This is a genomic window from Cellvibrio sp. GW822-FHT04B05 (genome assembly GCF_058800985.1).
The window spans coordinates 372,140-396,576 of the sequence record NZ_JBXAMU010000003.1 but is presented as its reverse complement, the minus strand read 5'-3'; the positions used below and the strand labels follow the sequence as shown (position 1 = coordinate 396,576).

The window sequence follows — 24,437 nt, the reverse complement described above, 5'->3', positions numbered from 1 at the left end:
CCAAGAGATAACTCATCAACAGGAACGACGCATAAACAGGGACGCTATTTTCTTTCAAAAATAAAATTACCGAGGTCAGTATGAAACACCCAGCAAGCAATAATGTTTTCGCAACAGTAAAACGATTTATCATTTTTTCCATCGCACTGTGCGGCACCTTTTTCTGTTTGAATGTACACGCCGTTAGTTGCAGTGGCTTGTCCGAATGGAATAGCAACACCGCTTATGTTGGCGGCAGCCAGGTCAAGCAAAGCAATAAAGCCTATAAAGCCAACTGGTGGTCACAAGGCCACAGCCCTGCGAGTTATTCCGGCCAATGGCAAGAGTGGACACTGCTCGGCAGTTGCGATGGCGTCACTTCATCAATACCAGCATCATCAAAAAGTTCGAGCAAATCTTCTGTGTCATCAAGCAAATCCAGCAGCAAATCATCGGTAGCATCCAGCAGATCAAGCTCCTCGGTTGCCGGTAATGATTGCGGTGCTGCCTGGTATCGCGCAAACCTGACTAACTACGAATCCTACCCTGCACCCGGCAGTGATGAATGCGTAATTTATAACGGCTGCTTGTGGAGTGGATATTTCTACGGCATCTCCGGTAAACAACCTGAATCCTGGGTGATGGCTAACAATATCGCCGCTGTGCATTTAAAAGATTGGAGCTGGCTGGGCCTTAAAACCATCAACTTACGTCAAGGAACTAAACGTATTACTGCAAAAGTTTACGATGCCTGTGCTGATTCTGATTGCAACGGCTGCTGCACCGCTAACCTCGCTGGCGATGGCTATCTGATCGATTTGGAAAAATACACCATGCAACGTTTTGGTTCAGGCTCCGGCATTGTGGAATTCCAGGTGTGTAACTAACACCGGATAAAATAATTTACATCCAATCACTCTCCTGTGAGATGATTTTTTGGCCGCTGCTGCGGCCTTTTTTTATGTTTCTGTTTTTATATTTAATTGTGTTGATAGCTGCGCTTGAATTCACGCGGTGTGCAATGTTTAAGTTGCAAAAAGCGGCGATTGAAATTGGAGATATTATTAAATCCGCAGCGATAGCTGATCGTCGATACTGGAAAATCCGTGGTCAACAATAACGAACATGCTTTGCCCACGCGCAACTGGTTTACAAATTCGGTAAATGTCTGTTCGGTGCGCTGTTTAAAAAATCGATGAAAATGATTAGTGCTCATGTGCGCTAAATCCGCCATCTGCTCTGCACATAAATCGCTAGTGTAATGCTGGTGAATATAAGCAATAACGCGATCAATTTTTTCAGTCGCCGAATCGGCAAAACTGACCGGTGCATAACCATCGCTGGAAATCGGGCGCGCAGTAGAATCGTCCAACATCAATTGCAAAATTTCCAGCAACCATAACAAACGCTGCATTGGTGTTGCATCGGACATAGCTTCAAAGCGGGCTTTGCATTGTTCTGCCGTTGTACGGCTGAATTCAACACCGCGCCTGCTTTTCACCAACAATTCACCCAGCGGTTTTAATTCCGGCATTTGTACTACCGCATCAATCCAGTGCGTGGGCAACTGCGCCACATAAGTCAAATGCTGTCCCGGAGTAATTAATTCTTTGGAGTGCCAAGTGTGCGGCAATTTGGGCCCGAGCAAGACCAAATCCAGATCGGTGTAATTGGCAATGTTATCGCCAATATAACGCTGCCCACGGCTGTTGAGCGTCAGGCAAATTTCATATTCAGGATGGTAGTGCCAATTAAAGGGAATTTCATCAAGCGCATATAACCAATAACGCCACGACGAATTTTCGGTCGGCAAGACTTTTTCATACATAGGTTTCATGGCTGACTCCATAAGACAATACCAATGCAATAAGCACCAGATGCTGAATTGACCAATAAGAGTTAGCTAGAGCTGCCAGGATATTTTATTGTGTAATAAGAAATTATTGGCAACGATAATCAGAACAGAAATTGTGCGACATGGCAAGAAACCGGTACTGCAAAAACAAAAATCCCCGCATTGCGGGGATTTTCACCATTTCAACGCGCAGCTATCTTGAAGAGTTTTTTACTTCAAACGCTTCACCAATTCGACACGGCGATTTTTTTGCTTACCCTTGTCGCTGGTGTTATTAGACGCAGGCGAATATGGGCCAACACCCTGCGCTTGCAATCGGTTTGCAGCAACCTGGTAATCCTTGCTCAACGCCGCGACCACAGAATCGGCACGCTGTTTGGATAGGTTTACATTAGCAGCAGCATCACCCGTATCATCGGTATGACCAACCACATAGAGCAGCAAATCCGGATTGCGTTTTAACAGTTCACCAATTGCATCCAGCGTCGACTTGGATTCCGCTTTAATCGTGGCCTTGCCGGTATCAAAATAAATGCCGTAAATAAGTGCCTTACCTTCTGCATCAATTTGCTGCTTTAACTGATCCGCATTTACCGTCACCAAACCGGTCTGCACTGCTTTCTCTTGCAGGATGACCTGCTGCACACCCACTTGTGATTCATAGCCGCCAATAAACAAGGCAACAAAAATATTGCCCGCCGAAGTAGATTTTTTTGCCAGCAGATAATAAGGCTTGCGATACCAGTTATAGACATTCTTCGCCAGAGCTAGCTGATCCCCCAAATCATTGCTTTGTTTTTCATTACCACATTGCGCTAACTCACACTGGGATAAAAAAGTAAAACCAGCATTGTTCAGTGCTGACTTATAATTCTCATACACCTTCAAAGTAGATACGTTTTCGATAGTGTAGGTGTGCTTTGTTAGATCGCCGGTTAAATTTAACGGTGTTTTTTCTGTCGCATTAATTGCAAACGGGATTTGCACCGTTTCAGTATCGGTTTTCTTGTGGTTATAAACTGCTGCGCCCGGATAACGCGGCAGGATTGGATTATCTTTTGCCTTTTCATCTGCCGAGAGCGGCTTTACTTCTGTCGGCGTTGCCGCTTGGTTAGCATAGGCCGCATCCACTTTTACCAGTCCGGTTTCAAGCGGCTTTATCTCAACAATCACTTGTTGCATACCGACCCTATCCTCATAAGAGCCCACGAACCATGCTGCGATAATTTTCCCCTTTGGAGATTCTTTTTCGCCGACCCAATAATAAGGTTTGCGATAATCATTGTAGACATCACCTCTCACCGCAACCACAGTGCCCAATGCCTTGGCTTCCTTATCTTCACCACAAGCATCCAGTGCACATGAGAAAATTGGTTTAAAGCCTAACTTTTTTGCCGCATCCACATAGTTTTCATACACTTTGAGCGATGAAACATTCTCGATCTCATAATTATGCATGTAGAGATCGCCAACAACATCGATTGGCTTAAAGACATATGGCTTCTTGCTAGCATCAACTGTAGAGGCAGGAAATGAAAAACGTTCATAGTCATACATTGCCGCCTGCTTAAGATCAGCGCCCGGATATCCGGAAAACATAGGATGGTCTTTTTTATATCCTGCATGCAGCAAACTGCTAAAACCAGCCAGTGCCATGCCTATAATAAATACGGTGCGACGAAACATAAACACTCCTCCTTCCCTTAGATGTTTTGTATCAGAATAAAAATGAAACGCCGCTCTTCGCAGCGAGAGGCTAAGCCTAATAGAAAAAACTGAATTTATGATGAATACCAATAAAAATTAGCGGATGGCATTAGAAAATTGTGGCAAGGTTCAAATAGATCGCTTCTTCGACCCTCAGGTTGGGCCACTCACAAGACGAGACAAGGTATTAAGCGATTCCTGGCAGCGCAGGCTGAGCGCAGCGATGCCCAACATTATTAGCCAGCATAAAAATCCCTAGCCAAATAATTTTTCTTAAGTCAATGCCAAACAAAAAGGCCGATTCTCTCGAATCGGCCTTTATCAACATCACTTATTCATTAAAAAATTTCTTCACCCCGTCAAACCAACTCGACTGTTTTGGCGAGTATTTCCCGCCTTTCATTGTCGTTTGGAAATCCCGCAGCAATTCTTTCTGTTTGCCGGTGAGATTGACCGGCGTCTCTACTACTACGCGACAAAGTAAATCGCCAACTCCACCACCACGTACAGGTGTTACGCCTTTGCCGCGCAATTTGAACAGTTTGCCGGTTTGGGTTTCGGCGGGAACTTTTAATTTTACGCGACCATCAAGCGTGGGCACTTCGAGTTCGCCACCGAGTGCGGCATCGACAAAATCAATAGGTACTTCGCAATACAAATCAGCACCATCGCGTTTAAAAATATTGTGCTCACGCACATGCACTTGTACATAGAGATCGCCACTTGGGCCGCCATCTGCGCCCGCTTCACCTTCGCCGGATAAACGAATGCGGTCTCCGGTATCCACGCCTGCAGGTACCTTAACAGAAAGCGTTTTCGTCTCTTCGGTGCGGCCTTGACCGTGACAGGATTTGCATGGATCAGAAATAATCGTGCCGCGCCCGCGACAGGTTGGACAGGTTTGTTGCACCGAGAAAAAGCCCTGCTGCATACGCACTTGGCCATGCCCGCCACAGGTAGTACAGGTAACGGGTTTGCTACCGGCCTTTGCACCGGAACCATCACAGGTTTTACAGCTGACCAGCGTAGGAATTTTAATTTGTACGCTGGTGCCTTTTACTGCCTCTTCCAGACTCAGTTCAAGGTTGTAACGCAAATCGGAACCGCGCGCCGGACCACCGCGACCACCACGTCCGCCACCACCAAAAATATCGCCGAATACATCGCCGAAAATATCACTGAAATTATTGAACCCGGCACCACCACCCATACCCGCTTGGCCATCTACACCGGCGTGACCATGGCGATCATAAGCAGCGCGCTTATTATCATCGGAAAGCACTTCATAGGCTTCGTTTGCTTCTTTGAATTTTTCTTCCGCATTGGGATCATCCGGATTTCTGTCCGGGTGGAATTTCATCGCCACGCGGCGATAAGCTTTTTTCAATTCTGCAGCGTCCACATCTTTTTTGACGCCGAGCACTTCGTAGTAATCACGTTTTGCCATGGTGCTACCTTAATCAATAATGAATCCCCTCCCCCTGCCAAGGGGGGAAGGCCGGGAGGGGGTTCAGGATTTACCCACCCCCACCCTGCTGGCTACGCGCCCCGCTTAAAAGGGGAGAGAGCTGTCTGAGCTGTGAAAAATCTTTGTTGCTTACATGACAAATGCGGGCAAGCCCGCATTTGTTTTTTTACTCATTAATTCATTGATGGGTATCGCTTGCGCTCCATCCATCTTATGAATTACTTATCTTCTTTTACTTCTTCGAATTCAGCATCTACTACACCGTCATCTGCCGCGTTATTGTTGCCGCCAGCTTGTTGCGTACCAGCACCTGCGTTTGCGCCTGCAGCTTGCTGTTCAGCATACAGTTTTTGCGCCAATGAACCTGAAGCTTCAGTCAACTTGGTGGTCGCTGCTTCGATCTTCGCCAAATCATCGGTTTTGGCAACATCACGCGCTTCAGTCAAGGCCGCTTCGATTGCTGATTTTTCATCTGCAGTTGCTTTATCGCCCGCCTCTTTCACCGTTTTTTCCGTTGCATGGATCAAACCTTCCAGAGTATTACGCGCGGCAACAACTTCTGCGAACTTACGGTCAGCATCAGCATTTGCTTCTGCGTCTTTTACCATTTTCTGGATTTCTTCATCGCTCAAACCGGAAGAGGCTTTGATCACGATGGATTGCTCCTTACCGGTTGCCTTATCTTTCGCGCTTACGTTCAAAATACCGTTAGCATCGATATCAAAGGTCACTTCAATTTGTGGCATACCGCGTTGTGCGGGCGGAATATCGCTCAGGTCAAAACGGCCGAGTGATTTATTTTGCGACGCCTGCTTGCGCTCACCCTGCACAACGTGAATAGTTACTGCTGTTTGGTTGTCATCCGCAGTCGAGAAAATTTGCGATTTCTTGGTAGGAATCGTAGTGTTTTTATCGATCAACGGCGTCGCAACGCCACCCATGGTTTCAATACCGAGAGTCAACGGAGTTACGTCCAACAGCAATACGTTAGTCGTATCGCCCGACAATACCGAACCCTGAATTGCCGCACCGATCGCTACAGCTTCGTCCGGGTTTACATCTTTACGCGCTTCTTTACCGAAGAAATCAGCAACGGCTTTTTGCACCAGTGGCATACGGGTTTGACCGCCCACCAGAATCACATCGTCGATTTCACTCAGTGATTTACCCGAATCTTTAATTGCTTGCTTTACTGGTTCCATAGAGCGATTTACCAACTCTTCAACCAATGATTCAAGTTTGGCGCGCGTCAGTTTTACCACCAGGTGTTTTGGACCCGTTGCATCGGCAGTGATGTACGGCAAGTTCACTTCAGTTTGCTGGCTGGTAGACAATTCGATCTTGGCCTTCTCTGCCGCTTCTTTTAAGCGCTGCAATGCCAGTGGATCGTTGTGCAGATCAATGCCGGTATCTTTCTTAAACGTTTCCGCCAGGAATTCAATCAAGCGCATATCAAAGTCTTCACCACCGAGGAAAGTATCACCATTGGTTGAAAGCACTTCGAACTGATGCTCACCATCAACGTCTGCAATTTCGATAATCGAAATATCGAAGGTACCACCACCCAAGTCGTAGACCGCGATAGTGCGGTCGCCTACGCCTTTATCCAAACCGTATGCCAATGCAGCGGCAGTTGGTTCGTTGATAATACGTTTTACATCCAGACCCGCAATACGGCCGGCATCTTTGGTTGCTTGACGCTGTGAATCGTTGAAGTAAGCCGGCACGGTAATGACCGCTTCGGTTACTGTCTCGCCGAGATAATCTTCAGCGGTCTTCTTCATTTTCTTTAATACTTCAGCAGAAATTTGTGGCGGTGCTTTTTTATCGCCCTTCACTTCCACCCAGGCATCGCCGTTATCGGCAGCAACAATTTTGTAAGGCACCATGGAGATGTCTTTTTGCACAACATCATCTTTGAATTTACGGCCAATCAAACGCTTTACCGCATACAAAGTATTGTGCGGGTTAGTAACGGATTGACGCTTGGCTGATTGACCAACCAGAATTTCATCGTCGTTAGTGAATGCAATAATTGACGGCGTAGTGCGATCGCCTTCGGCGTTTTCGATCACTTTTGGTTTGCCGCCTTCCAATACAGATACGCAAGAGTTGGTGGTACCCAAATCGATGCCGATAATTTTGCCCATGGTGCTGCTCCTAAAAAATGCTATTTGTTGCTGGGTGCAAATTGATAATTCACTTGCACTGACTTTTCGGTTTCTTGCCTCAGTTGCCGCAGATCGTCGAAGATTTGCGTTTTGTTGGCAGTTGTTTTCTATATTGGCGCGCGGGAAATTAATTCAAGTCCAACGCACCAAAAATCCTCACATTCTCGATGATTTCCAATGACCATCAAGGTGCCTTGGAAACCACTACCATCGCCGGGCGAACCAAGCGGCCGTGCAAGGTGTAACCTTTTTGGAAGCAGTTGAGCACGGTATTGGGTTCCACATCAGGATTGGGCACTGCAGATACCGCTTGATGTAAATTCGGATCAAATGGCTCGCCTTCCGGACTAACGGCAACCACTTGATAACGCGCCAATGCATCAACAAACGATTTATGAGTTAGTTGGATACCTTCAACGACTGCAGCGAATGCTTCATTGCTGGTGTCGATTGCGGCAAGTGCGCGCTCCAGGTTATCCACTACCGGCAGCAAATCATTGACCATCTTTTCCAAACCGAACTTGTGGGCTTTCTCCACATCCTGCTCGGCGCGACGGCGGGCATTCTGTGCCTCGGCTTGCGAGCGCAGCGATTGCTCTTTGGCAGACTCATAAGCAGTCGCCAAGGTCGCTAATTGCGCCTGCAGCGCGTCAAGGCTCGGCTCGTTAACTGGCTGGGACTGCTCGGTCGCTTCCTCTGCCGGGTTTTGCGGTTCGCCGGTGTTTTGAATATCGGTATAGTCTTGGGTGGACACTGTTTTCTCCAATCGCAGGTTGGGCGGACGCCAGAAACAACATGGGTCCGCTTGAATTACTGTGGGGCCTATATGGGGCTGGGACGGGGGGATTCAAGTTTTTATCACCAAAGTTTTTGCCGGCAGCGACCAATAATCCTGTATGTGGTCGATTTCCTGTAAAGCCGGGTCAGACGTTCGTGTCATTTTTTCCTGTCAAATACAAATCAATCCATGAGTTCAAAAAAATCTCCCGCAAAAAATGCCCTTATCAAGGGCATTTATGATGATTTTTGCGCCAAAATAGTGAATCTGCGTCACATATACTCCCTTGGCATAAAAGCCTTAAAACCTTGCTCAAATACTCTTAAATACCATTTGACAACGTTGTCCACTGCACCTATGGTCATAACTCAAATGTCTATAACTTAGCCACTCCCAGGGGGCACAATGTCACTGCGCGTCAAAATCTGGATCATATCCGCCCAAATCCTAATCGGCTTACTGGGAATTATGCTGATTGGCCTATTCACTGTTCGCTATTCCAGCAATCAGGATAACGCTGCCCGGGTAGAGCAATTACTTAACAGTACCTACGCCACTGTAATCCAGATGGAACAAATGGCCGCACGTGGCGAAATGGATGATGAAACGGCGAAAAAGATCGCCACCACACTGCTGCGCAATAACATTTATCACAAATCGGAATATGTTTACGTCGCCGATGAGAAGCTGAACTTTGTGGCGGCACCACTCGACCCGGAGATCCACGGCACCAGCTTCCACGAATTTAAAGATGGCAATGGCAAGAGCGTAGGAGAAATTCTGCAAAAAGCGGTAGAGAAAGCCCAAGGCGAAACTGCACGCTACAATTGGACCCAAAAACAAGCGGATGGCTCGATTGAAGACAAACTTTCCATCGCCAAGCTTTCGCCGCGCTGGAAATGGGTGGTGGGAACCGGAATCGGTTTTAACGAGGTCAATGCGCGCTTTTGGGAAACTGCCAAGTGGCAGTTGACAATTTGCCTGCTGGTGATGCTGGTCATTGTAGGTCCGGTAGTTATATTCGCACGCAAACTGGATCGCGGCCTGGGCGCCGAGCTTTCAGAAGTGCTTACCCTGGTGCGGGCGGTAGCGGGCGGCGACCTGACCGAACGCAGCTCCCATCAAGCGCCGGAAGACAGCATATATGGATCGGTCGTGCGCATGCGCCATGCATTGCGTGAAGTCATTAGCGGCATCTCGCAAATGGTAGCGCGCCTGCATTCCATCAGCGATGATATTGTCCACAAAGCCGAAACCAGCACCGCCATGGCGGAAGACCAAAGCGTCAACACCATTAAAATTGCCTCGTCTGCCGAAGAATTCAACATGCAAACCAAGGATGCAATGCAGCAGGCCAAAATCGCCACCAACCAAACCGATCATGCATCCAAGACCGCAACCCAGGGCCAGAAAATGATTTCGAATGCGGTCAAAAGCTTTGTTGAGATCGACAACAGCGTGGTGCAAACCCAAGGCAGCATTGATGATCTGGCCGGCCGGATTAACAGTATTTCAGCCGTAATTTCCGTGATCAGCGAAGTCGCCAACCAAACCAACTTGCTCGCGCTGAATGCCGCCATCGAGGCAGCGCGGGCCGGTGAGCAAGGGCGCGGATTTGCGGTAGTCGCCGATGAAGTGCGCCAGCTTGCGCAGCGTACAACTCAAGCGACAACGGAAATTAGCGAGACTATTACCGCCGTGCAAAGCTCCAGCCGCGTCGCCAAGCAAAATATGGATGACATGGTGATCCAGTTGAAAGAGGGCATCGGCCAAACCCGTCAGGGCGGCGAGATTGTCGAGAGCGTGCGCAGCGAGACCGATGAAGTTGCCAAAATGGTGGCGCACATCGGTAACTCCCTGATCGAACACGTACAGGCGAGCAGCTTGATTCTGGAATACGTCAGTCACGTTGAACAGTCATCGTTGGGGACGAAAGATGCCGCACGCGGAACCTTGTTGGCATCGCAGCAAATCCGCGATGCCTCCGACGAGCTCAGCCGTCGCCTGGAAGGTTTCCGCCTGTAACCGCAACATGTACAACTGAGCAGGTGACTTGCCACTCACTCAGCAAATACTGTATAAATAGCCAGACACCTACTACACCAGTGTCTGGCTTTTTTATTGCTGCAACGCTTGCGAGGCGCCCATGCTCACTCACCTGAATATCCAAAATTTTACCTTGGTAGATCGTCTCGATCTGGATATCAAACCCGGTATGACCGTGATTACCGGTGAGACAGGGGCGGGCAAATCGATTGTGCTCGACGCGCTTGCACTAACACTGGGCGATCGCGCCGAGGCCGACCGGGTGCGCACTGGTGCAAGCCGCGCCGATATCACCGCTACCTTCGATACCAGCGCCATTCCCGGTGCCCAGGAATGGCTGCTCAATATGGATTTGCAGCAACCGGATCAGCCGCAGGAATGCCTGCTGCGCCGCCTGATCAATAACGAAGGTAAATCCAAATCCTATATCAATGGCCAGCCGGTCACCTTGCAGCAACTGCGTATTTTGGGTGAGATGCTGATTGATATTCACAGCCAGCATGAACATCAATCGCTATTGATCAAAGATACCCATCGCCGGCTGATCGACGAATTTGCCGGACAAACCGAGCTTGCCAAACAAGTGCGCCTTGCCTTTCGCGAGTGGCAGAGCCGCCTCGAACACTTTATCCACCTGCGCGATAACGCCGCTGATATAAGCGCGCGCTTCCAACTGCTCAGCTATCAATTTAACGAGTTGGAGCAACTGGGTTTGCAACCAGGTGAATTAACCAGGCTGGAAGCCGAACAGCGCAGCCTTGCCAATGCCGAAGAAATTTTGCACGGCAGCCAGCAACTGGCCGCCTTTTGTGGGGACGATGAACAGGGCTTGAGTGTCAATCTGCATCGCGCTTTGCATATATTGCGCAGCCTGCCGGAAAAATCAGCCGCCTTGCAGACCGCAGAAGAACTGCTGACCAGCGCGCAGATTCAAGTCGAAGAAGCGCAGCACGAAATTGATCGCCATATCGACAGTTTTAATCTCGATCCGGCGCGTTTGGCCATTGTCGAAGATCGCCTCTCGGCCATTTACGACCTTGCGCGCAAGCACCGTATCCAACCGGAAGAGTTGCCGGCATTTATCGAAAAACTGAGTGCGGAACTGGAGCAATTACAGGGCGGTGACGGCAAGCTCGACCAACTCGCACAGCAAGTTGCGCAAGCGGAAAAAGCCTATCGCCAGCTTGCAGAGCAATTGTCGGCCAAACGCAGCAAAGCGGGTACCAGCCTCGCCAGGCAAGTAAATGAACAGCTCAAATTATTGGCGATGACCAATGCCAACCTTAGTGTCAGCCTGCTGCCGCTCACTGATAAACCCGGACCCAACGGACTGGAAGACGTGGAATTTTTAATCAGTACCAATCCCGGCCAGGCGCCGCGCCCACTCGCCAAAATTGCATCGGGCGGGGAATTATCGCGCATCAGTTTGGCAATTCAGGTGATCACCGCAAAAACCTCGGCCACACCAACCCTGGTATTTGATGAAGTGGATGTTGGTATTGGCGGCGCGACTGGCGATGTGGTCGGCCAACTCTTGCGGCAATTGGGCGAACGCGGGCAGGTCATTTGTGTGACCCATCTGGCGCAGGTGGCAAGCAAAGGCCACCAGCACTTGCAAGTGGTAAAGACCGCGAGCAAAAAGAGCGCAGAGTCTACGCTGGTAGAACTGACCGGTGAGGGCAAGGTAGAGGAGATTGCACGGATGTTGGGTGGCCTGAAAATTACTGACCAATCGCTGGCCCATGCGCGGGAGATGCTGGAGCTTTAACTCTAACTCTCGCCCGCAAACTCGCAAAATAAAAAGGGCGCGATAATCGCGCCCTCATGCGGTAGAACAAATCAACGTTTTTTCGTACAGCACTACTGTTTACCGCATCCAACACTGGCTTTTCTCTTGCACTAATGTTTCTTTCTTACATACAACACTAAACTGTGATCCGTAAGCTCGAAGCCATACTCTGCAACAATACGTTTTTGCAAGGCTTCAATTTCATCATTATGGAACTCAATGATGGTGCCGGAATCTATATCGACCATGTGATCATGATGCTCACCGCGCGCCACCTCAAATACCGAATGGCCGCCATCGAAATTGTGTCTCACTACCAAACCGGCGGTCTCAAATTGGGTTAATACCCGATATACAGTCGCCAAGCCGACATCGTCACCCTGTTCCATCAGCGCCTTATAAACATCTTCTGCGCTCATGTGATGCTTTTCAGAGGACTCAAGCATTTGCAAAATTTTCACACGTGGCAAGGTCACTTTAAGACCCGCTTTGCGCAGTTCGTGGTTACCGTCTGCCATTATTTCCCCCAAACCCTTCTCAGTGTTCCTGTGGTTCGGGTATTATCCGCGTTCATTTTCGTTAGTGGAAGCCCTTGTATGAAATTAGCCAGCCGAGTTCTCCTGGCCGTTGTCCTATTTACCAGCCTGACCGCTTGCTCCAGCTTCCGCTTTCCTGGTGTTTACAAAATCGGTATCCAACAGGGTCACATCATTACACAAGAGATGGTGGAGAAATTGAAATTGGGCATGTCCAAGCGTCAGGTGCGGTTCGTGCTTGGCAATACCTTGTTGCCCGATACCTTTAATGATGATCGCTGGGACTATCCCTATAGCGTAAGACGCGGCTCCCAAGGCGAAATTACCCAATACCTGTACCGTGTTTATTTTGAAAACGACAAGCTGGTAAAAACCGAAGGTGACTTCCTGCCAGGCAAAGCACCGCTGAGCGGTGAGGAATCAAAACGCTATTTGGAAGATATGAATCGCGATGTTCCTGTTCCTACCGAAGATAGTACCCCGCCAAAAGTACCCGATCCGGAAGAACTTGAATAACAAGCACAGTTTATCGACTAAAAAACGCCCGGTTAAGCCGGGCGCTTTTTTATTTGCAGTTAACGGCTGATACCGATCCGGTTGCGCCCATCTGATTTGGCCCGATAAAGCGCTGCATCCGCCTCCTGCAGCAATTGCTCAGCACGCGCTACACCGGGGCGATAAGACGCAATGCCTGCGCTGAGGGTAACGTTAAACGTGCGCTGGTCAATGGTGAAAGTGATATCGCTGAAACGATGACGCACATCTTCCATCAATGCCTGTGCCTCTTCACGACCGCAGCGCGGCAACACTGCCACAAACTCTTCACCACCGTAACGCCCGACCGCATCGCTCTTGCGCAAGCGCTGGCGTAGCAGGTGAGCTATCGCTTTGATCACTTTGTCACCGGCAGGATGCCCATAGGTATCATTAATTTTTTTGAAATGATCGAGATCCAGCATCACTACACTTAAATTCTCGCCGCTGCGCAAGGCGCGACTTAACTCCATATCGACCTGCTCTTTGATCCGTGAATGCTTGAGCAGGCCAGTCAAACTATCGCGATCCAATGCATCACTCAGCTGACGACTGCGCGCGGCGCGCACCGACACGGCAGTAATCAATTCGCGATCACTGAGCGGTTTACTTAAAAAATCATCGCCCGCGCGCCCCATGGCGACCGCGCGTTTTTCTACATCCTGCTCGGAGGAAAGATAGGTAATCGGGATGCGCAACCAATCCTGGTTGAGGCGAATGACCTGCGCCAATTCGATACCGTTGCAACCGGGCATGTTGATATCAAGCAAAATCAACTCGGGCTGAAAGTCCTGGAGGACATCAAAAATTTCACGCGGATTATTGCTCACCTCAGCACGGATATCAGCTGAATTCAATACCAATTTATAGTGTTCAGCCAACGCCAGGTCATCATCGATAATCAGCACCCGATGCGGTGTACTGCGATGGCGGTCGAGATAGTATTCAAAACAATCGACCAACCGGATAATATCGAGCGGTTTCACAAAATAACCCACGGCGCCGGCGCGCACCGCCGCGTGGTAGGCCTCAAAGTCCGTACGCGTTGTCACAAAAATAACCGGCACAGGCGTCGGTAAATGCTGCTGCAAAATTGCCACCGCTTCCGGGGTTTCGCGGCCTTCTTCGGTAAACATGATGTCGCAGATCATAAAGTCCGGCGGACGGCGCAGCACTTCCGCTTCGGCGGCGGCGATAGTAGCGAAATGCTCAACCTGATGGCCGAAGTGCCGCAGTGTCATGCAGACTTCTTCGGCTATAGTGGGATCATCTTCAAGCACATAAATCAGGGTATTGGTTTTGAGCGGTGCACTCCGGGATACGACCGGAATTTTTTTTGCGTTATCATCTTTGACTTGACCGTCAAGCGCTGCAACCGCAACAGCAAAGATGCGCAACAAGCCGATATCCAAACGATTGTTTGAACGCCATGTCTGCGCCTGCAACTCCAGCTTCTTGGCTTGTTTGCCCAATTCGGGAAAACCAAAACTTCCGGCTGAACCCGCCAGCCTATGCAATTTCTGCGTGAGTTGATCAAGCGTTGCACATTGCAAATCAGGATTGGATAAGTCATTGACCAGCGACCGCAAGCTTTCAATCTCAATAGGCAGGCGCGCAGCATAGTCGTCACGCAAAGCCTGAAGTTTTTTTGCTATTTCAGCATTCTTATCCATGGGCAACCGATATTTAATGTGCGATGACGCAATTTTATTGGCATAACAGTTGACGCACAGTGGCGTCAGTCACAACTTCCACGCCCCCTGAATGGATGAATAATAGGTTCGAATGTGCGGTTTAGCCAATGACTTAACATATCTCTATTGCACTTGCGCAAGTGCGCCAAAATTTATTGCAGTTCACCCGTACCGGTTAAAAATCCCTGACTATACTCAGCAGAACGAACGATAAAGTGTCCATCCCCTCCCTTGCATCCCTGGTTATACATGCTCAAACGAATCGCGGTAAAAGACATACAACTCGGCATGTACATCTGTGAATTTTGTGGTTCATGGATGGAGCATCCTTTTTGGAAAACCAAATTTTTGCTCACCGATGAGAAAGATCTGCACGCAATCCAAACCAGTGGTATTAAGGAACTCTGGATTGATGTGAGCAAAGGCTCTGATAGTAACGCCGGCATTCAAGGGAAGTCAGAAGAGGAGGTTGCGCGTGAAGCCGAAGCGGTTTTACTGGGAGCCAGCAAAAGTCAGGGGAAAGAAAAAATCTCCCTTGAAGACGAAATAAAAACTGCCGCAAAACTCTGCGCTAAAGCCAAAGAAGCGGTCATTGAAATGTTCAGCGATGCGCGCATGGGCAAAGCCATACAGGTAGAGCAAGCACGCGCATTGGTAGACGAAATTTCCAATTCCGTGTTGCGTCAACCACATGCATTGATTAGCCTCGCGCGCTTGAAAACCGCTGATGAATATACCTACATGCATTCGGTTGCAGTGTGCGCGCTGATGATCGCCCTCGCGCGTCAATTGAACCTCGACGACGATATGATCCGCGAGGCGGGTTTTGCCGGCCTGCTGCACGATATTGGCAAAGTCGGCATACCCATGAATGTGCTTAACAAACCCGGCAAACTCACTGACAGCGAATTTGCGATTGTGAAATCCCACCCGGAAGTGGGCGCTAAAATTTTAATTGAAAGTTATCAAGTCAGTCCTTTGGTGCTGGATGTCTGCTTGCATCACCACGAAAAAGTGGATGGCACCGGTTACCCCTACGGACTCAAAAGCGACACCATCAGTATATTTGCCAAGATGGGAGCGGTCTGTGATGTCTATGATGCAATCACCTCCAATCGCCCCTATAAAAAAGGCTGGGCGCCCGCTGACTCGATTCGCAAAATGGCCGAGTGGAGTAAAGGACATTTTGATGAGGCCGTGTTCCAGGCATTTGTTAAAACAGTGGGCATTTATCCCACTGGCTCTCTGGTACGTCTGGAAAGCGGGCGACTCGCCGTGGTAGTCGAGCAGCACGAAAGTTCGCTGCTCAGCCCCAGGGTAAAAGTCTTTTACTCGGCAAAAACCAAAATGCCGATCATCCAGGAGACACTGGATCTGGCACAACTGGTGGGGAAAGAAAAAATTATCGGGCGCGAATCGCCCGACGACTGGGGTTTTAAAAATCTCGACGTGCTTTGGTCGGGAATCGGTTAACCACCTATCTGCACTACTGTCTTGACCAAATATCGCGCAGCTCCTGCGCCAGCGTCATAGGATCAAAAGGTTTGGCGATTACACCTACTGCCCCCAGATTGAGATAACCCGCTACCTCTTGCGGCTGCACCTTTGCCGTCATAAATACCACCGGCGTGGTTGCCAACTCTGGAAACGCACGCAAACCCTTGAGCGTCTCCGGACCATCCATACCCGGCATCATCACATCCAGCAGCACCAGATCCGGTTTGAATTGCACGGCTTTTTGCAATGCCTCGCTGCCGCAACTACAGGGCTCCAAGGTAAAACCATTGATTGTTTCCAGCACCATCATGGCGATGGCCTGAATATCAGGGTCATCTTCAACGTACAAAATACGGGTTAATTCATGAGCCATTGCATATACCTGTTTGATATTTTTGTAGTGCGCCTTGGCGCCGGTCTTATTTCTGCTTCCTACGCGATCGCCCCTACCACAGGAAAGCGGGCAAAAAAAGTCGCTCCCAAACCCGGTTCTGATTCAAAACCAATACTGCCGTGCATGCGTTCGACAAATGCTTTGCTTATCGCCAAGCCCAAACCTGTACCGCCGCGCTGGCGCGAATCCGACGAATCCGCCTGGGCAAACTTTTGAAAGATACGTGTGCGGAATTCATCGCTCACACCGGGGCCGTGATCAACTACAGCAACTTCTGCATATTGTTCGCGCCGTATCACATGAATTTCCACCAGTCCATCGGCGGGTGAAAATTTCACGGCATTCGAAATAAAATTCGCCAGCACTTGCTGCAGGCGTTGTGTATCAATATTCACAGTCACATCAGTGAACTGTGTTTGCAGTACCAGTGTCACACCAAAGGTATCCGCATAGGCCTTATTCGCTTCCAGCGATTGTTCAATAATCGGCAAGAGCGGTTGCACACGCATATCAAAAGCCATTTTTCCGGCCAATAATTTTTCCATATCCAGCAGATCATTGATCAACAATGTTAAACGCTGTGCATTTTTATGCGCAATACCGAGCATATTTTTCATATTGATCGGCAGGTCGCCGAGCATGCCGCTAACGATCAAACCAAGCGAACCGGAAATCGACGTCAGTGGAGTACGCAATTCGTGGCTGACAGCAGAGACAAATTCATTCTTCATCTGCTCAATACGTTTGCGCTCGGTGATATCCTGGATAAACGCCCAGATATGCTGTTCACCACCGGGAGTTTCAATCAATACGCCGTTAAGTAATACCGGAATCAGATGGCCGTCTTTGTGAATATAGTGTTTTTCATAGGGACCGTAGCGCCCGCTGCGCAATAAATTTTGCAGTTCGTTTTTATCGGCCTGTTCATATTCAGGTGGCGTGATATCCATATAGTCCATGCGCAGGATTTCTTCGGCACTGTAACCAATCATGCGCGCAAATTCCGGATTGCATTCGATAAAACGGCCATCGGCAAAATTATTCAAAATAATCGCTACCGGCGCCTGGTTATAGAGTGTCGATAATTTTTGTTCGCTCAGTAACGTTGCTGTGCGCGCTTCTTCGGCAACAGTAATATCCCAGATAAAACCATCGATATATTTCAGCTCATCCCCTGCACCATAAACACCACAGCCGACCTCCTCAACCCAGCGCCAGTTGCTGTCGGCATGCTGGATGCGGTAGATAACATGAAAAGGGCGCTTGTGTGCCAGTGCATCCTGTACTTTTTCATAGACAACCGGGACATCATTGCGGTGTGTAATATCAGTCAAACTGCGTGCATCGCTAATAAATTCATCCGCGGTATAACCCGTTAATTGCTGTACGGCAGCACTCAGGTACAACATGGTCCAGCGCGCATTATTTTCACAGCGATATACAGCACCGGGAAAATTGTTGATCATACTTTGCAAACGCTCTTCCCGTTCCTGCAGTTTTTCACGCTCGCGTTCCAACGCCTGCTGCTGTTGTTTTTGCTCGGTAATATCGGTCGCAATGATAAACACACCCGCCACCTTATCTTTTGCGCCAAAGGAAGAATCACGCTGGGGAACATAATCAACGCTGAGAACTTTTCCGCTGGGAGCATCCATATCAAAATGTGCCAATTCACCCTGGTAACAGCGCTGCAATAATTCCCGGGTGCGATTGGCATAATCATCGCCAAACGCTTCCTGCTGGGTTTTTCCGAGTAGTTCCTCGACCTCAACACCAAACCATTCATGATATTTGCGGTTGCCAAAAACATAGCGCCGCTCTTCATCCAGTTGTGCAATCAGCACTGGCACGTTGTCGGAAAGGCTGCGAAAATTTTCCGCATATTGCCGCACCAATTCATTGGTCGCGCGCAACTGCAACAATTGCATCACCTGGCGCGCAAGCAGCGTGAGTGTATCCAATTGCAATTGGTTGAGTTGCCGTGACTCTGTATCTACTACACACAGGGTACCCAAGGCATCGCCTTCATCAGTGATAAGCGGTGCGCCGGCATAAAAACGAATATAGGGTTCACCCGTCACTGCAGGGTGATCGGCAAAACGCACGTCCTGTTGTGCATCTTCGATAATCAGTAATTGTTCCGGCCTGATGATGGCATGGGCACAAAATGCGAGATCGCGCGGCGTTTCTGTGCCCTCCATACCCAGGCAACTTTTAAACCACTGGCGATCTGTATCAATCAGTGTGATCAATGCCATGGAGGTGTTGCAAATTAATTTGGCGAGCTGTGCCAGATCATCAAAACTCTGTTCGCGTACCGTATCCAGAATATGGAACCGGCGCAGTGCCAAGAGGCGCCGCTGTTCATTTTCAGGCAAGGGCGCTTTCATCCTGTGGCTCCGGCTGAATCCACAGCCAATTTTGCCAAGGCTTGTACAATGACGCTTTCCAACTGGCCATTAACCAGTGGTTTTTGCAGCCAGAAAACACTATCGCGGGAGAGCAGTGACGGCAGGCGTTTTTTTCCTTCATCGATTGCGCCAGTGATAATAATGATCGGCAATTTTTTCTCGCCGCTGCGTTGATAGGATTCCTGCTGGCGAATTTGTTCCACTATCGCAATGCCATTCATATCCGGCAACTGCAAATCGAGCGTGATTAAATCGTAATCGCGCAATTGCAGAAGCTCCAGCGCCGACTGTCCGGTCGCCGTACAATCAACATCATATTCCTGCGCAGTCAAGGCGGTGACCAATACTTCCGCGGTTGCGGCATCATCTTCAACCACCAATAAATACGGTTTGGTTTTTTGGGGCTCTACGCGTGTCGCTGGAATTTTTTGGGTAGAATCCTCACAAGGTAAATCAAAATAGAAACTCGCACCCTTGCCCGGTAGTGATTCCACCCCCACAGTACCGCCCATCCGCTCAATAATTTCTTTACAGATGGCGAGCCCCAAACCGGTGCCGCCTTTTTGGCGCGAGTCAGAGGAATCTGCCTGGGAAAACTTTTGGAATAATCGTGAACGAAAATTGTCGGGCACTCCCGGCCCTTTATCGCTCACGGTAACGCGCACACTGCCAAAACGAATATCCAGACGGATAGTCACAGTTTCATTAATCGGTGAGAACTTGGCAGCGTTGGATAAATAATTGGTGAGCACTTGCAATAGTCGCTGATGATCGACCGATATAGTTACATCATCGCTATCGATCAATTCATAAGTCACGCCATATTGCTGTGCAAAAGCAGCATTGGATTCAATACTTTGCCGGATCAGCGGCAGCAACATTTGCGGTTGAATATCAAAATACATTTTGCCCGCAACCAATTTTTCCATATCGAGCAAATCATTCACCAGATGAATCAAACGCTGCGAATTGTTGTGCGCAATCTGGATCATACGCACCGACTGCTCGGGTAGATTTCCCGCGAGGCCATTCACTAAAATGCCCAATGCGCCGCTAATTGCAGTTAGTGGGGTGCGCAACTCATGGCTGACTGTGGAAATAAATTCGGCTTTCATTTGGTCAATACGTTTTATTTCGCTGATATCGCGCGCGATTCCCAGGTAGCCGGTAATCTCACCATCGCCATCGCGCAGCGCAGAGACCGTAAGCAGCACCGGGAACCGGCTGCCATCTTTGCGCACATAGTGCCATTCATTTTCATCGTCACTGCCTTCGCGCGCTTTGGCAATAAAGGTCTCAAACCCGGGTTTCACTTCATAGCCCAGTTCACAGGTCAAATGTTGTGCGTGCGCGGCAATTTCTTCAGGTAAATGGATAATCGTGGACGTTTGCTTATCAATCATTTCCCCGGCACTGTACCCCAGCATCATTTCCGCACCGTGATTGAAGGTTTTGATAATACCGGTTTGATCGGTTGAGATAATCGCCACACTGGCTGCATCGAGAATCGCTTTGCGCAGTGAGTTGGTTTCTTTCAATTGCAATTCAGTTTGCTTAAGCGGAGTGATGTCCGAGACGTAGCCATGCCAGAGTACACTGCCATCGTCCAGTTTTTCCGGTATCGATTCGATGTGCGTCCAGATCATGCCGCGCTGCGGATTATTTACTCGCACTGTCGCCACCCAGGGTGTGAGATGCGCGGCAGAATAAGACACGGTCTCGCCAACCCAGCCAGCGTCATCCGGATGAATAACACCAAATACTTTATTGGCAGAGACAGCGACGTCATCCGGGCTGACATCGTAAATATTTTTGATGCCGGAACTGGCGTAGGGGAAAAATGAACTGCCGTCAGGGCGCAATTGGAATTGATAAAGAAACCCGGGTAACCGCTCGCTCAGTTTTTGGAAACGCTGCAAAATAATTTTTTTCTCAGCGTCCTGTTGCAATCGCTCTACTACCGAACTGATCCAGCGCGCGAGCAGCCGCACAAAATCTTTATCGAGCGAATCGTATTGGTGATGGCGGGTTTTGCGCGACGCAAAACACAAGGTGCCGTAAATTTTTCCATCAATCCACAACGGCACACCAATATAGGATTCAACTTGCGTAAGCAAATAGGCAGGATGCTGGCGATATTCGCTCGCGGGAATATCATCTTCGGCAAGCACATCGCTCCGCTCGACCGTCAAACTACAATAGGTTTTGGACAGTGATGTCAGCGGGGGAGAACCGCTTTGACCCTGGGCGGAAAACTGCACGTGCACCTTGTATTCATCGCCATTTATCTGGCTGACAATGCCGTTGCTCAAACCGAGATAACGCGCTCCCAGATTGAGTGCGCGACGCAACTGCTCATCGGGATCAACCGAGGAGAGCGAGGCGATTTCATTGAGCGAGTGCAGTGCGGCTTGCTGACGAATGCTGATCAGTTCAGTATTTTTACGCTCGGTAATATCGGTGTATACACCAACCATTAATGTAGCTTTGCCGTTCTCACTCCATTCAACCACTTTGCCGCGCGTGAGAATCCATTTGTAGCTGCCATCGTGCACTTTGAGCCGGTATTCATTTTCGTACATCGCCGTTTCGCCTTTGATGTGACGAATAATGTCGCTATAGCTCATGCGCTTATCGGCAGGGTGTACGCGGCTCATCCATTCATCCAGATCAAGCGAGTTGGGCGATTCAGGGCCGATGCCGCACAGTTGGCGCCACTCGGGCGAGAAGCTGGCTTTATCATTGGCGATATCCCATTCCCAGAAGCCCGAATCACTTGAGCGTAGCGCCAACGCCAGCCGCTGGCGCGCCTGCTCGCTCACGGCGTGCTGCTCACGCATCTGCTCGCTGTGTTGCAACATCAGGCTTTGCAAGTACTGGCGATTCATGCGGATAAACCCAATCAACAATAGCTGGGCGCAGATTAATGCCGTAAGCCATTTGGCTATTACTTTCCGGCAAATGGAGACGTAACTATCGTAGGCCGGGGTGATATCGCTCCACACCAATGCCGCCAGTCCCGCTTGTTCCTGTGCACTACCGGCTTGTTGCAGCGGCAGCCAGGAGGCGACATAGGTTTTATCGTTGCTTTGCAGAAGTTGGCCGCGCAGGTTAATCGGCACCATGCCGCGACTCCACCAGTTGTGTAATTGTTGGTCGGTCGTCTCCTCCAAACGCCAATCGTCAACTGTGGTGGGACTGCGTTGGTTCAGCTCCTGCCGGGTCTGCTCCCACAGCACCTGCTCAACTGCCCCTTTGCGCATGAAGACCGCCATTTGGATCGAACCGGGCTGGTTTACCGCAGCCTGCGGCAGTGATGACATTCCGACCTCCAGGACCGCAATCACGCCGCCGCCCTGGTCGTCATTGGCCATCACCGGCAGCACGGCGCGATAACCGCTGCCTTGACGGGAGACATCCACACCCCAGGTCGGAACTCCCGAGGTGAAAGCGTTAGTAATCAATGGTCGTATGCCACTCAAACTATCGCCGTAGCGATCCGGACGATGCATACGTAAAAAGTTGACCGCGCCCGGTGCGAAATACACACTCAGCTGGCGCACCCCCAACTCGGCCATACCATTCCAGTAATCCTGTAATTGCCGTTGTACCGACTGCCGCGCCTTGCGCAGCTCGTCGATGTTATTCGCGTTGTTTTCCGCCGCAAATACTTTGTGCGCTGCACGCAGGCTGCCAGTTACCGCCTGATCGCGCGCAATTAATTGCGCCAGCAACATTGCCTGTTGGGTAAGGTCGCGCCCATTTGCGTCCAGATAATCTTTTTGGGTTTGGCTATTCCACGCCAGACGCTCCTTCCAGACTCGTTGGTGCACCTGCAAATCGGCATACATAAACAGCAGGAATACCATGGCCAAACCCAAGGCAGAAACCCAGGGTAACCAACGGTACAGACGTTTGTAATTCAGCGACATGCAGTCTCTCGGGGCTTGTTGTTATCGCCACCGCCAGCCGGGATTAAATGACGGAGTATTACCCCAGTGTAGTGCAAATTTTTGCGCGAGCAGCCGGTCGAATTTCAACAGAGGGGAAAAGGGAAGAGAGAGAAATTAGTCGCTAACCGATTTATTCGTATCGGCCTTTTGTGCGCGCTTACGACGTGTCTCTTTCGGATCAGATACCAGCGGGCGATAGATTTCTACCCGATCACCCGCATGGAGGATGTGTTTATCCGCCGCATCCAGCCCTTTGGTGCCCAGCGATTGCCCAAAGATACCCATCTTGGCCGTACTGATCTCCAGGCCGGGGAAATGCTCTGTAATTTTAGAGCGCTCTACCGCTGCCATGGCAGTTGTACCCGGCTCGACCAACAGCGCGATGATTTTTTGTTTGTGCGGCAGTGCATAAGCCACTTCTACCGGGATGAGATCAAAATCGGCCATGCTGGACTTCCATCAACATACATCTATTTGTAGACCTGTCTGGCGCGTACACAGAGCGCATCGACCTGCTTGTTGCTCACACTCTCGAACAGCTTGCCTACCGCCATCCCCAGCAAACGGTTTTGCAATTCAAACTCCAGCTCGAAGGTCACCTTGCAGGCATGCTCGCCCAGTGCCGTAAAATGCCAGGCACCGCGCAGATACTTGAAGGGACCATCGACCAGATTCATGATCATGCTGTGCGGCGCTTGCAATTGATTGCGGGTTACAAAACTCTGGCTCACACCGGCCTTGCTTAACTCCAGCCGCGCCTCCAGCCAATCATCGCCGCGCGCCAACACTTTTGCTCCGCTACAGCCATCCATAAATTGGGGATAGGCTTCAATATCGTTGACCAATTCAAACATCTGCTGCTGCGAATAATTAACCAGCGCCGATCGCTCTACCCGGTGTGTCACAGCCATCACCCCATAAAATACGTTTTGCCAATTGAACCAGCGCCAAAATGCGAATTGTACCCAGATTGGGCGGTAGGTATAAGCCCAGCCTGCGCCCTACACCAAGACATGACGCCGTCTTTGCCGATATAATGCCCGCCCGTTTTCGACTTTACCTTGAGTAGCATCCAGTTCATGGCCAAAAAAGCGCAAAAAAACCAAGGAAACACCATCGCCCTTAATAAGAAAGCCAAGTTCGATTACGAACTGCACGATCGCTTTGAAGCCGGTATTGCACTCCTGGGTTGGGAAATAAAAAGCCTGCGTGCAGGGAAGGGTAATATTACCGATTGCTATGTGGTTTTTAAAAATAACGAAGCCTGGTTGCAGGCTGCCCAGATCCAACCGCTGCTCAGCGCCTCAACGCATTTTGTTACTGACCCCTTCCGCAATCGCAAACTGCTGCTCAATCGCCGCGAGATCAATCGCCTGCAGGAAGCGGTAGAACAAAAAGGTTACACAGTGGTGCCTACCGCGCTCTACTGGAAGGAGCATTTAATAAAATTGGAAATCGCCATCGCTAAAGGTAAACAGCTGCACGATAAACGCGAAACCGAAAAAGAACGCGACTGGGCGCGCGATAAACAGCGGTTATTCCAAACCGCCAGCAAACGCGATTAATTTTTCTCCTTTTTTGTGTATTTTCTCCTTTTTGTGTATAAAAAGTTGCGCAATAAAAAA

The 24,437-nt window shown here is 49.6% G+C and carries 18 protein-coding genes; 6 read left to right on the top strand and 12 right to left on the bottom strand.

All coding sequences use genetic code 11. The annotated features are described in order from the left end of the window. Positions 1-80 precede the first annotated feature (80 nt). On the top strand, positions 81-866 hold the full coding sequence (locus AC1RJL_RS11610) for a hypothetical protein (RefSeq protein WP_492914114.1): 786 nt from the start codon (positions 81-83) through the stop codon (positions 864-866). A gap of 92 nt (positions 867-958) precedes the next feature. Here the strand turns inward: AC1RJL_RS11610 and AC1RJL_RS11605 are convergent, their stop codons facing one another. From AC1RJL_RS11605 to grpE, 5 genes are all read right to left on the bottom strand, one after another. Next, positions 959-1,816, bottom strand: a complete 858-nt coding sequence (locus tag AC1RJL_RS11605; RefSeq protein WP_492914112.1) for a helix-turn-helix domain-containing protein — start codon at positions 1,814-1,816, stop codon at positions 959-961. A gap of 228 nt (positions 1,817-2,044) precedes the next feature. Beyond that, on the bottom strand, positions 2,045-3,520 hold the full coding sequence (locus AC1RJL_RS11600) for an OmpA family protein (RefSeq protein WP_492914110.1): 1,476 nt from the start codon (positions 3,518-3,520) through the stop codon (positions 2,045-2,047). 352 nt (positions 3,521-3,872) lie between these two features. Continuing rightward, entirely contained in the window at positions 3,873-4,988 is a 1,116-nt protein-coding gene (dnaJ, locus tag AC1RJL_RS11595) for a molecular chaperone DnaJ (protein ID WP_492914108.1), read from the bottom strand. A 239-nt stretch (positions 4,989-5,227) separates the two neighbouring features. Beyond that, positions 5,228-7,159: a molecular chaperone DnaK gene (dnaK, locus tag AC1RJL_RS11590; protein WP_492914106.1), complete on the bottom strand. Its 1,932-nt coding sequence runs from the start codon at positions 7,157-7,159 to the stop codon at positions 5,228-5,230. A 205-nt stretch (positions 7,160-7,364) separates the two neighbouring features. Beyond that, positions 7,365-7,934, bottom strand: a complete 570-nt coding sequence (gene grpE / locus AC1RJL_RS11585) for a nucleotide exchange factor GrpE (protein ID WP_492914104.1) — start codon at positions 7,932-7,934, stop codon at positions 7,365-7,367. A 429-nt stretch (positions 7,935-8,363) separates the two neighbouring features. Between grpE and AC1RJL_RS11580 the strand changes: the two genes are divergently transcribed. Further along, positions 8,364-9,983 (top strand): methyl-accepting chemotaxis protein, encoded by a 1,620-nt coding sequence (locus tag AC1RJL_RS11580; protein WP_492914102.1) that lies wholly within the window; start codon positions 8,364-8,366, stop codon positions 9,981-9,983. A gap of 121 nt (positions 9,984-10,104) precedes the next feature. After that, entirely contained in the window at positions 10,105-11,772 is a 1,668-nt protein-coding gene (gene recN, locus AC1RJL_RS11575) for a DNA repair protein RecN (protein ID WP_492914100.1), read from the top strand. A gap of 131 nt (positions 11,773-11,903) precedes the next feature. Here recN and fur read toward each other — a convergent pair whose 3' ends face one another. Further along, positions 11,904-12,311 (bottom strand): ferric iron uptake transcriptional regulator, encoded by a 408-nt coding sequence (gene fur / locus AC1RJL_RS11570; protein ID WP_492914098.1) that lies wholly within the window; start codon positions 12,309-12,311, stop codon positions 11,904-11,906. A 78-nt stretch (positions 12,312-12,389) separates the two neighbouring features. Between fur and AC1RJL_RS11565 the strand changes: the two genes are divergently transcribed. Then, positions 12,390-12,845, top strand: a complete 456-nt coding sequence (locus AC1RJL_RS11565) for an outer membrane protein assembly factor BamE (RefSeq protein ID WP_492914096.1) — start codon at positions 12,390-12,392, stop codon at positions 12,843-12,845. A gap of 59 nt (positions 12,846-12,904) precedes the next feature. Here the strand turns inward: AC1RJL_RS11565 and AC1RJL_RS11560 are convergent, their stop codons facing one another. Further along, positions 12,905-14,536, bottom strand: coding sequence for a diguanylate cyclase (locus tag AC1RJL_RS11560; protein ID WP_492914093.1), 1,632 nt, complete (start codon positions 14,534-14,536; stop codon positions 12,905-12,907). A 270-nt stretch (positions 14,537-14,806) separates the two neighbouring features. Between AC1RJL_RS11560 and AC1RJL_RS11555 the strand changes: the two genes are divergently transcribed. Further along, entirely contained in the window at positions 14,807-16,030 is a 1,224-nt protein-coding gene (locus AC1RJL_RS11555) for a cyclic di-GMP phosphodiesterase (protein WP_492914090.1), read from the top strand. A gap of 13 nt (positions 16,031-16,043) precedes the next feature. Here AC1RJL_RS11555 and AC1RJL_RS11550 read toward each other — a convergent pair whose 3' ends face one another. From AC1RJL_RS11550 to AC1RJL_RS11530, 5 genes are all read right to left on the bottom strand, one after another. Continuing rightward, complete coding sequence (locus tag AC1RJL_RS11550; protein ID WP_492914088.1) at positions 16,044-16,427, bottom strand: response regulator; 384 nt, start codon at positions 16,425-16,427, stop codon at positions 16,044-16,046. A 59-nt stretch (positions 16,428-16,486) separates the two neighbouring features. Further along, positions 16,487-18,838 (bottom strand): PAS domain S-box protein, encoded by a 2,352-nt coding sequence (locus tag AC1RJL_RS11545; RefSeq protein ID WP_492914086.1) that lies wholly within the window; start codon positions 18,836-18,838, stop codon positions 16,487-16,489. Next, entirely contained in the window at positions 18,835-22,791 is a 3,957-nt protein-coding gene (locus tag AC1RJL_RS11540; RefSeq protein WP_492914084.1) for a PAS domain S-box protein, read from the bottom strand. The genes AC1RJL_RS11545 and AC1RJL_RS11540 overlap by 4 nt, the downstream gene beginning before the upstream one ends. A 135-nt stretch (positions 22,792-22,926) precedes the next feature. Beyond that, a complete protein-coding gene (locus AC1RJL_RS11535; RefSeq protein WP_492914082.1) occupies positions 22,927-23,259 on the bottom strand; it encodes an RnfH family protein in 333 nt (110 codons plus the stop codon). Positions 23,260-23,282: 23 nt separating this feature from the next. Further along, positions 23,283-23,717, bottom strand: a complete 435-nt coding sequence (locus AC1RJL_RS11530) for a type II toxin-antitoxin system RatA family toxin (protein WP_492914080.1) — start codon at positions 23,715-23,717, stop codon at positions 23,283-23,285. Between the two features lie 174 nt (positions 23,718-23,891). Here AC1RJL_RS11530 and smpB point away from each other — a divergent pair, with 174 nt between their 5' ends. Further along, positions 23,892-24,377 carry an SsrA-binding protein SmpB gene (gene smpB / locus AC1RJL_RS11525; RefSeq protein ID WP_492914078.1) on the top strand — a complete coding sequence of 162 codons (486 nt, stop codon included), beginning with the start codon at positions 23,892-23,894 and terminating at the stop codon, positions 24,375-24,377. Positions 24,378-24,437 lie beyond the last annotated feature (60 nt).

Bases quoted from the DNA above. Each gene is read 5' to 3' on its own strand.
- fur (WP_492914098.1), bottom strand. From the start codon at position 12,311: ATGGCAGACGGTAACCACGAACTGCGCAAAGCGGGTCTTAAAGTGACC.
- smpB (WP_492914078.1), top strand. From the start codon at position 23,892: ATGGCCAAAAAAGCGCAAAAAAACCAAGGAAACACCATCGCCCTTAAT.
- AC1RJL_RS11535 (WP_492914082.1), bottom strand. From the start codon at position 23,259: ATGGCCGATTTTGATCTCATCCCGGTAGAAGTGGCTTATGCACTGCCG.
- dnaJ (WP_492914108.1), bottom strand. From the start codon at position 4,988: ATGGCAAAACGTGATTACTACGAAGTGCTCGGCGTCAAAAAAGATGTG.
- recN (WP_492914100.1), top strand. From the start codon at position 10,105: ATGCTCACTCACCTGAATATCCAAAATTTTACCTTGGTAGATCGTCTC.
- AC1RJL_RS11550 (WP_492914088.1), bottom strand. From the start codon at position 16,427: ATGGCTCATGAATTAACCCGTATTTTGTACGTTGAAGATGACCCTGAT.
- AC1RJL_RS11560 (WP_492914093.1), bottom strand. From the start codon at position 14,536: ATGGATAAGAATGCTGAAATAGCAAAAAAACTTCAGGCTTTGCGTGAC.
- AC1RJL_RS11605 (WP_492914112.1), bottom strand. From the start codon at position 1,816: ATGAAACCTATGTATGAAAAAGTCTTGCCGACCGAAAATTCGTCGTGG.
- AC1RJL_RS11610 (WP_492914114.1), top strand. From the start codon at position 81: ATGAAACACCCAGCAAGCAATAATGTTTTCGCAACAGTAAAACGATTT.
- AC1RJL_RS11600 (WP_492914110.1), bottom strand. From the start codon at position 3,520: ATGTTTCGTCGCACCGTATTTATTATAGGCATGGCACTGGCTGGTTTT.
- AC1RJL_RS11565 (WP_492914096.1), top strand. From the start codon at position 12,390: ATGAAATTAGCCAGCCGAGTTCTCCTGGCCGTTGTCCTATTTACCAGC.
- AC1RJL_RS11540 (WP_492914084.1), bottom strand. From the start codon at position 22,791: ATGTCGCTGAATTACAAACGTCTGTACCGTTGGTTACCCTGGGTTTCT.
- AC1RJL_RS11545 (WP_492914086.1), bottom strand. From the start codon at position 18,838: ATGAAAGCGCCCTTGCCTGAAAATGAACAGCGGCGCCTCTTGGCACTG.
- dnaK (WP_492914106.1), bottom strand. From the start codon at position 7,159: ATGGGCAAAATTATCGGCATCGATTTGGGTACCACCAACTCTTGCGTA.
- AC1RJL_RS11580 (WP_492914102.1), top strand. From the start codon at position 8,364: ATGTCACTGCGCGTCAAAATCTGGATCATATCCGCCCAAATCCTAATC.
- AC1RJL_RS11555 (WP_492914090.1), top strand. From the start codon at position 14,807: ATGCTCAAACGAATCGCGGTAAAAGACATACAACTCGGCATGTACATC.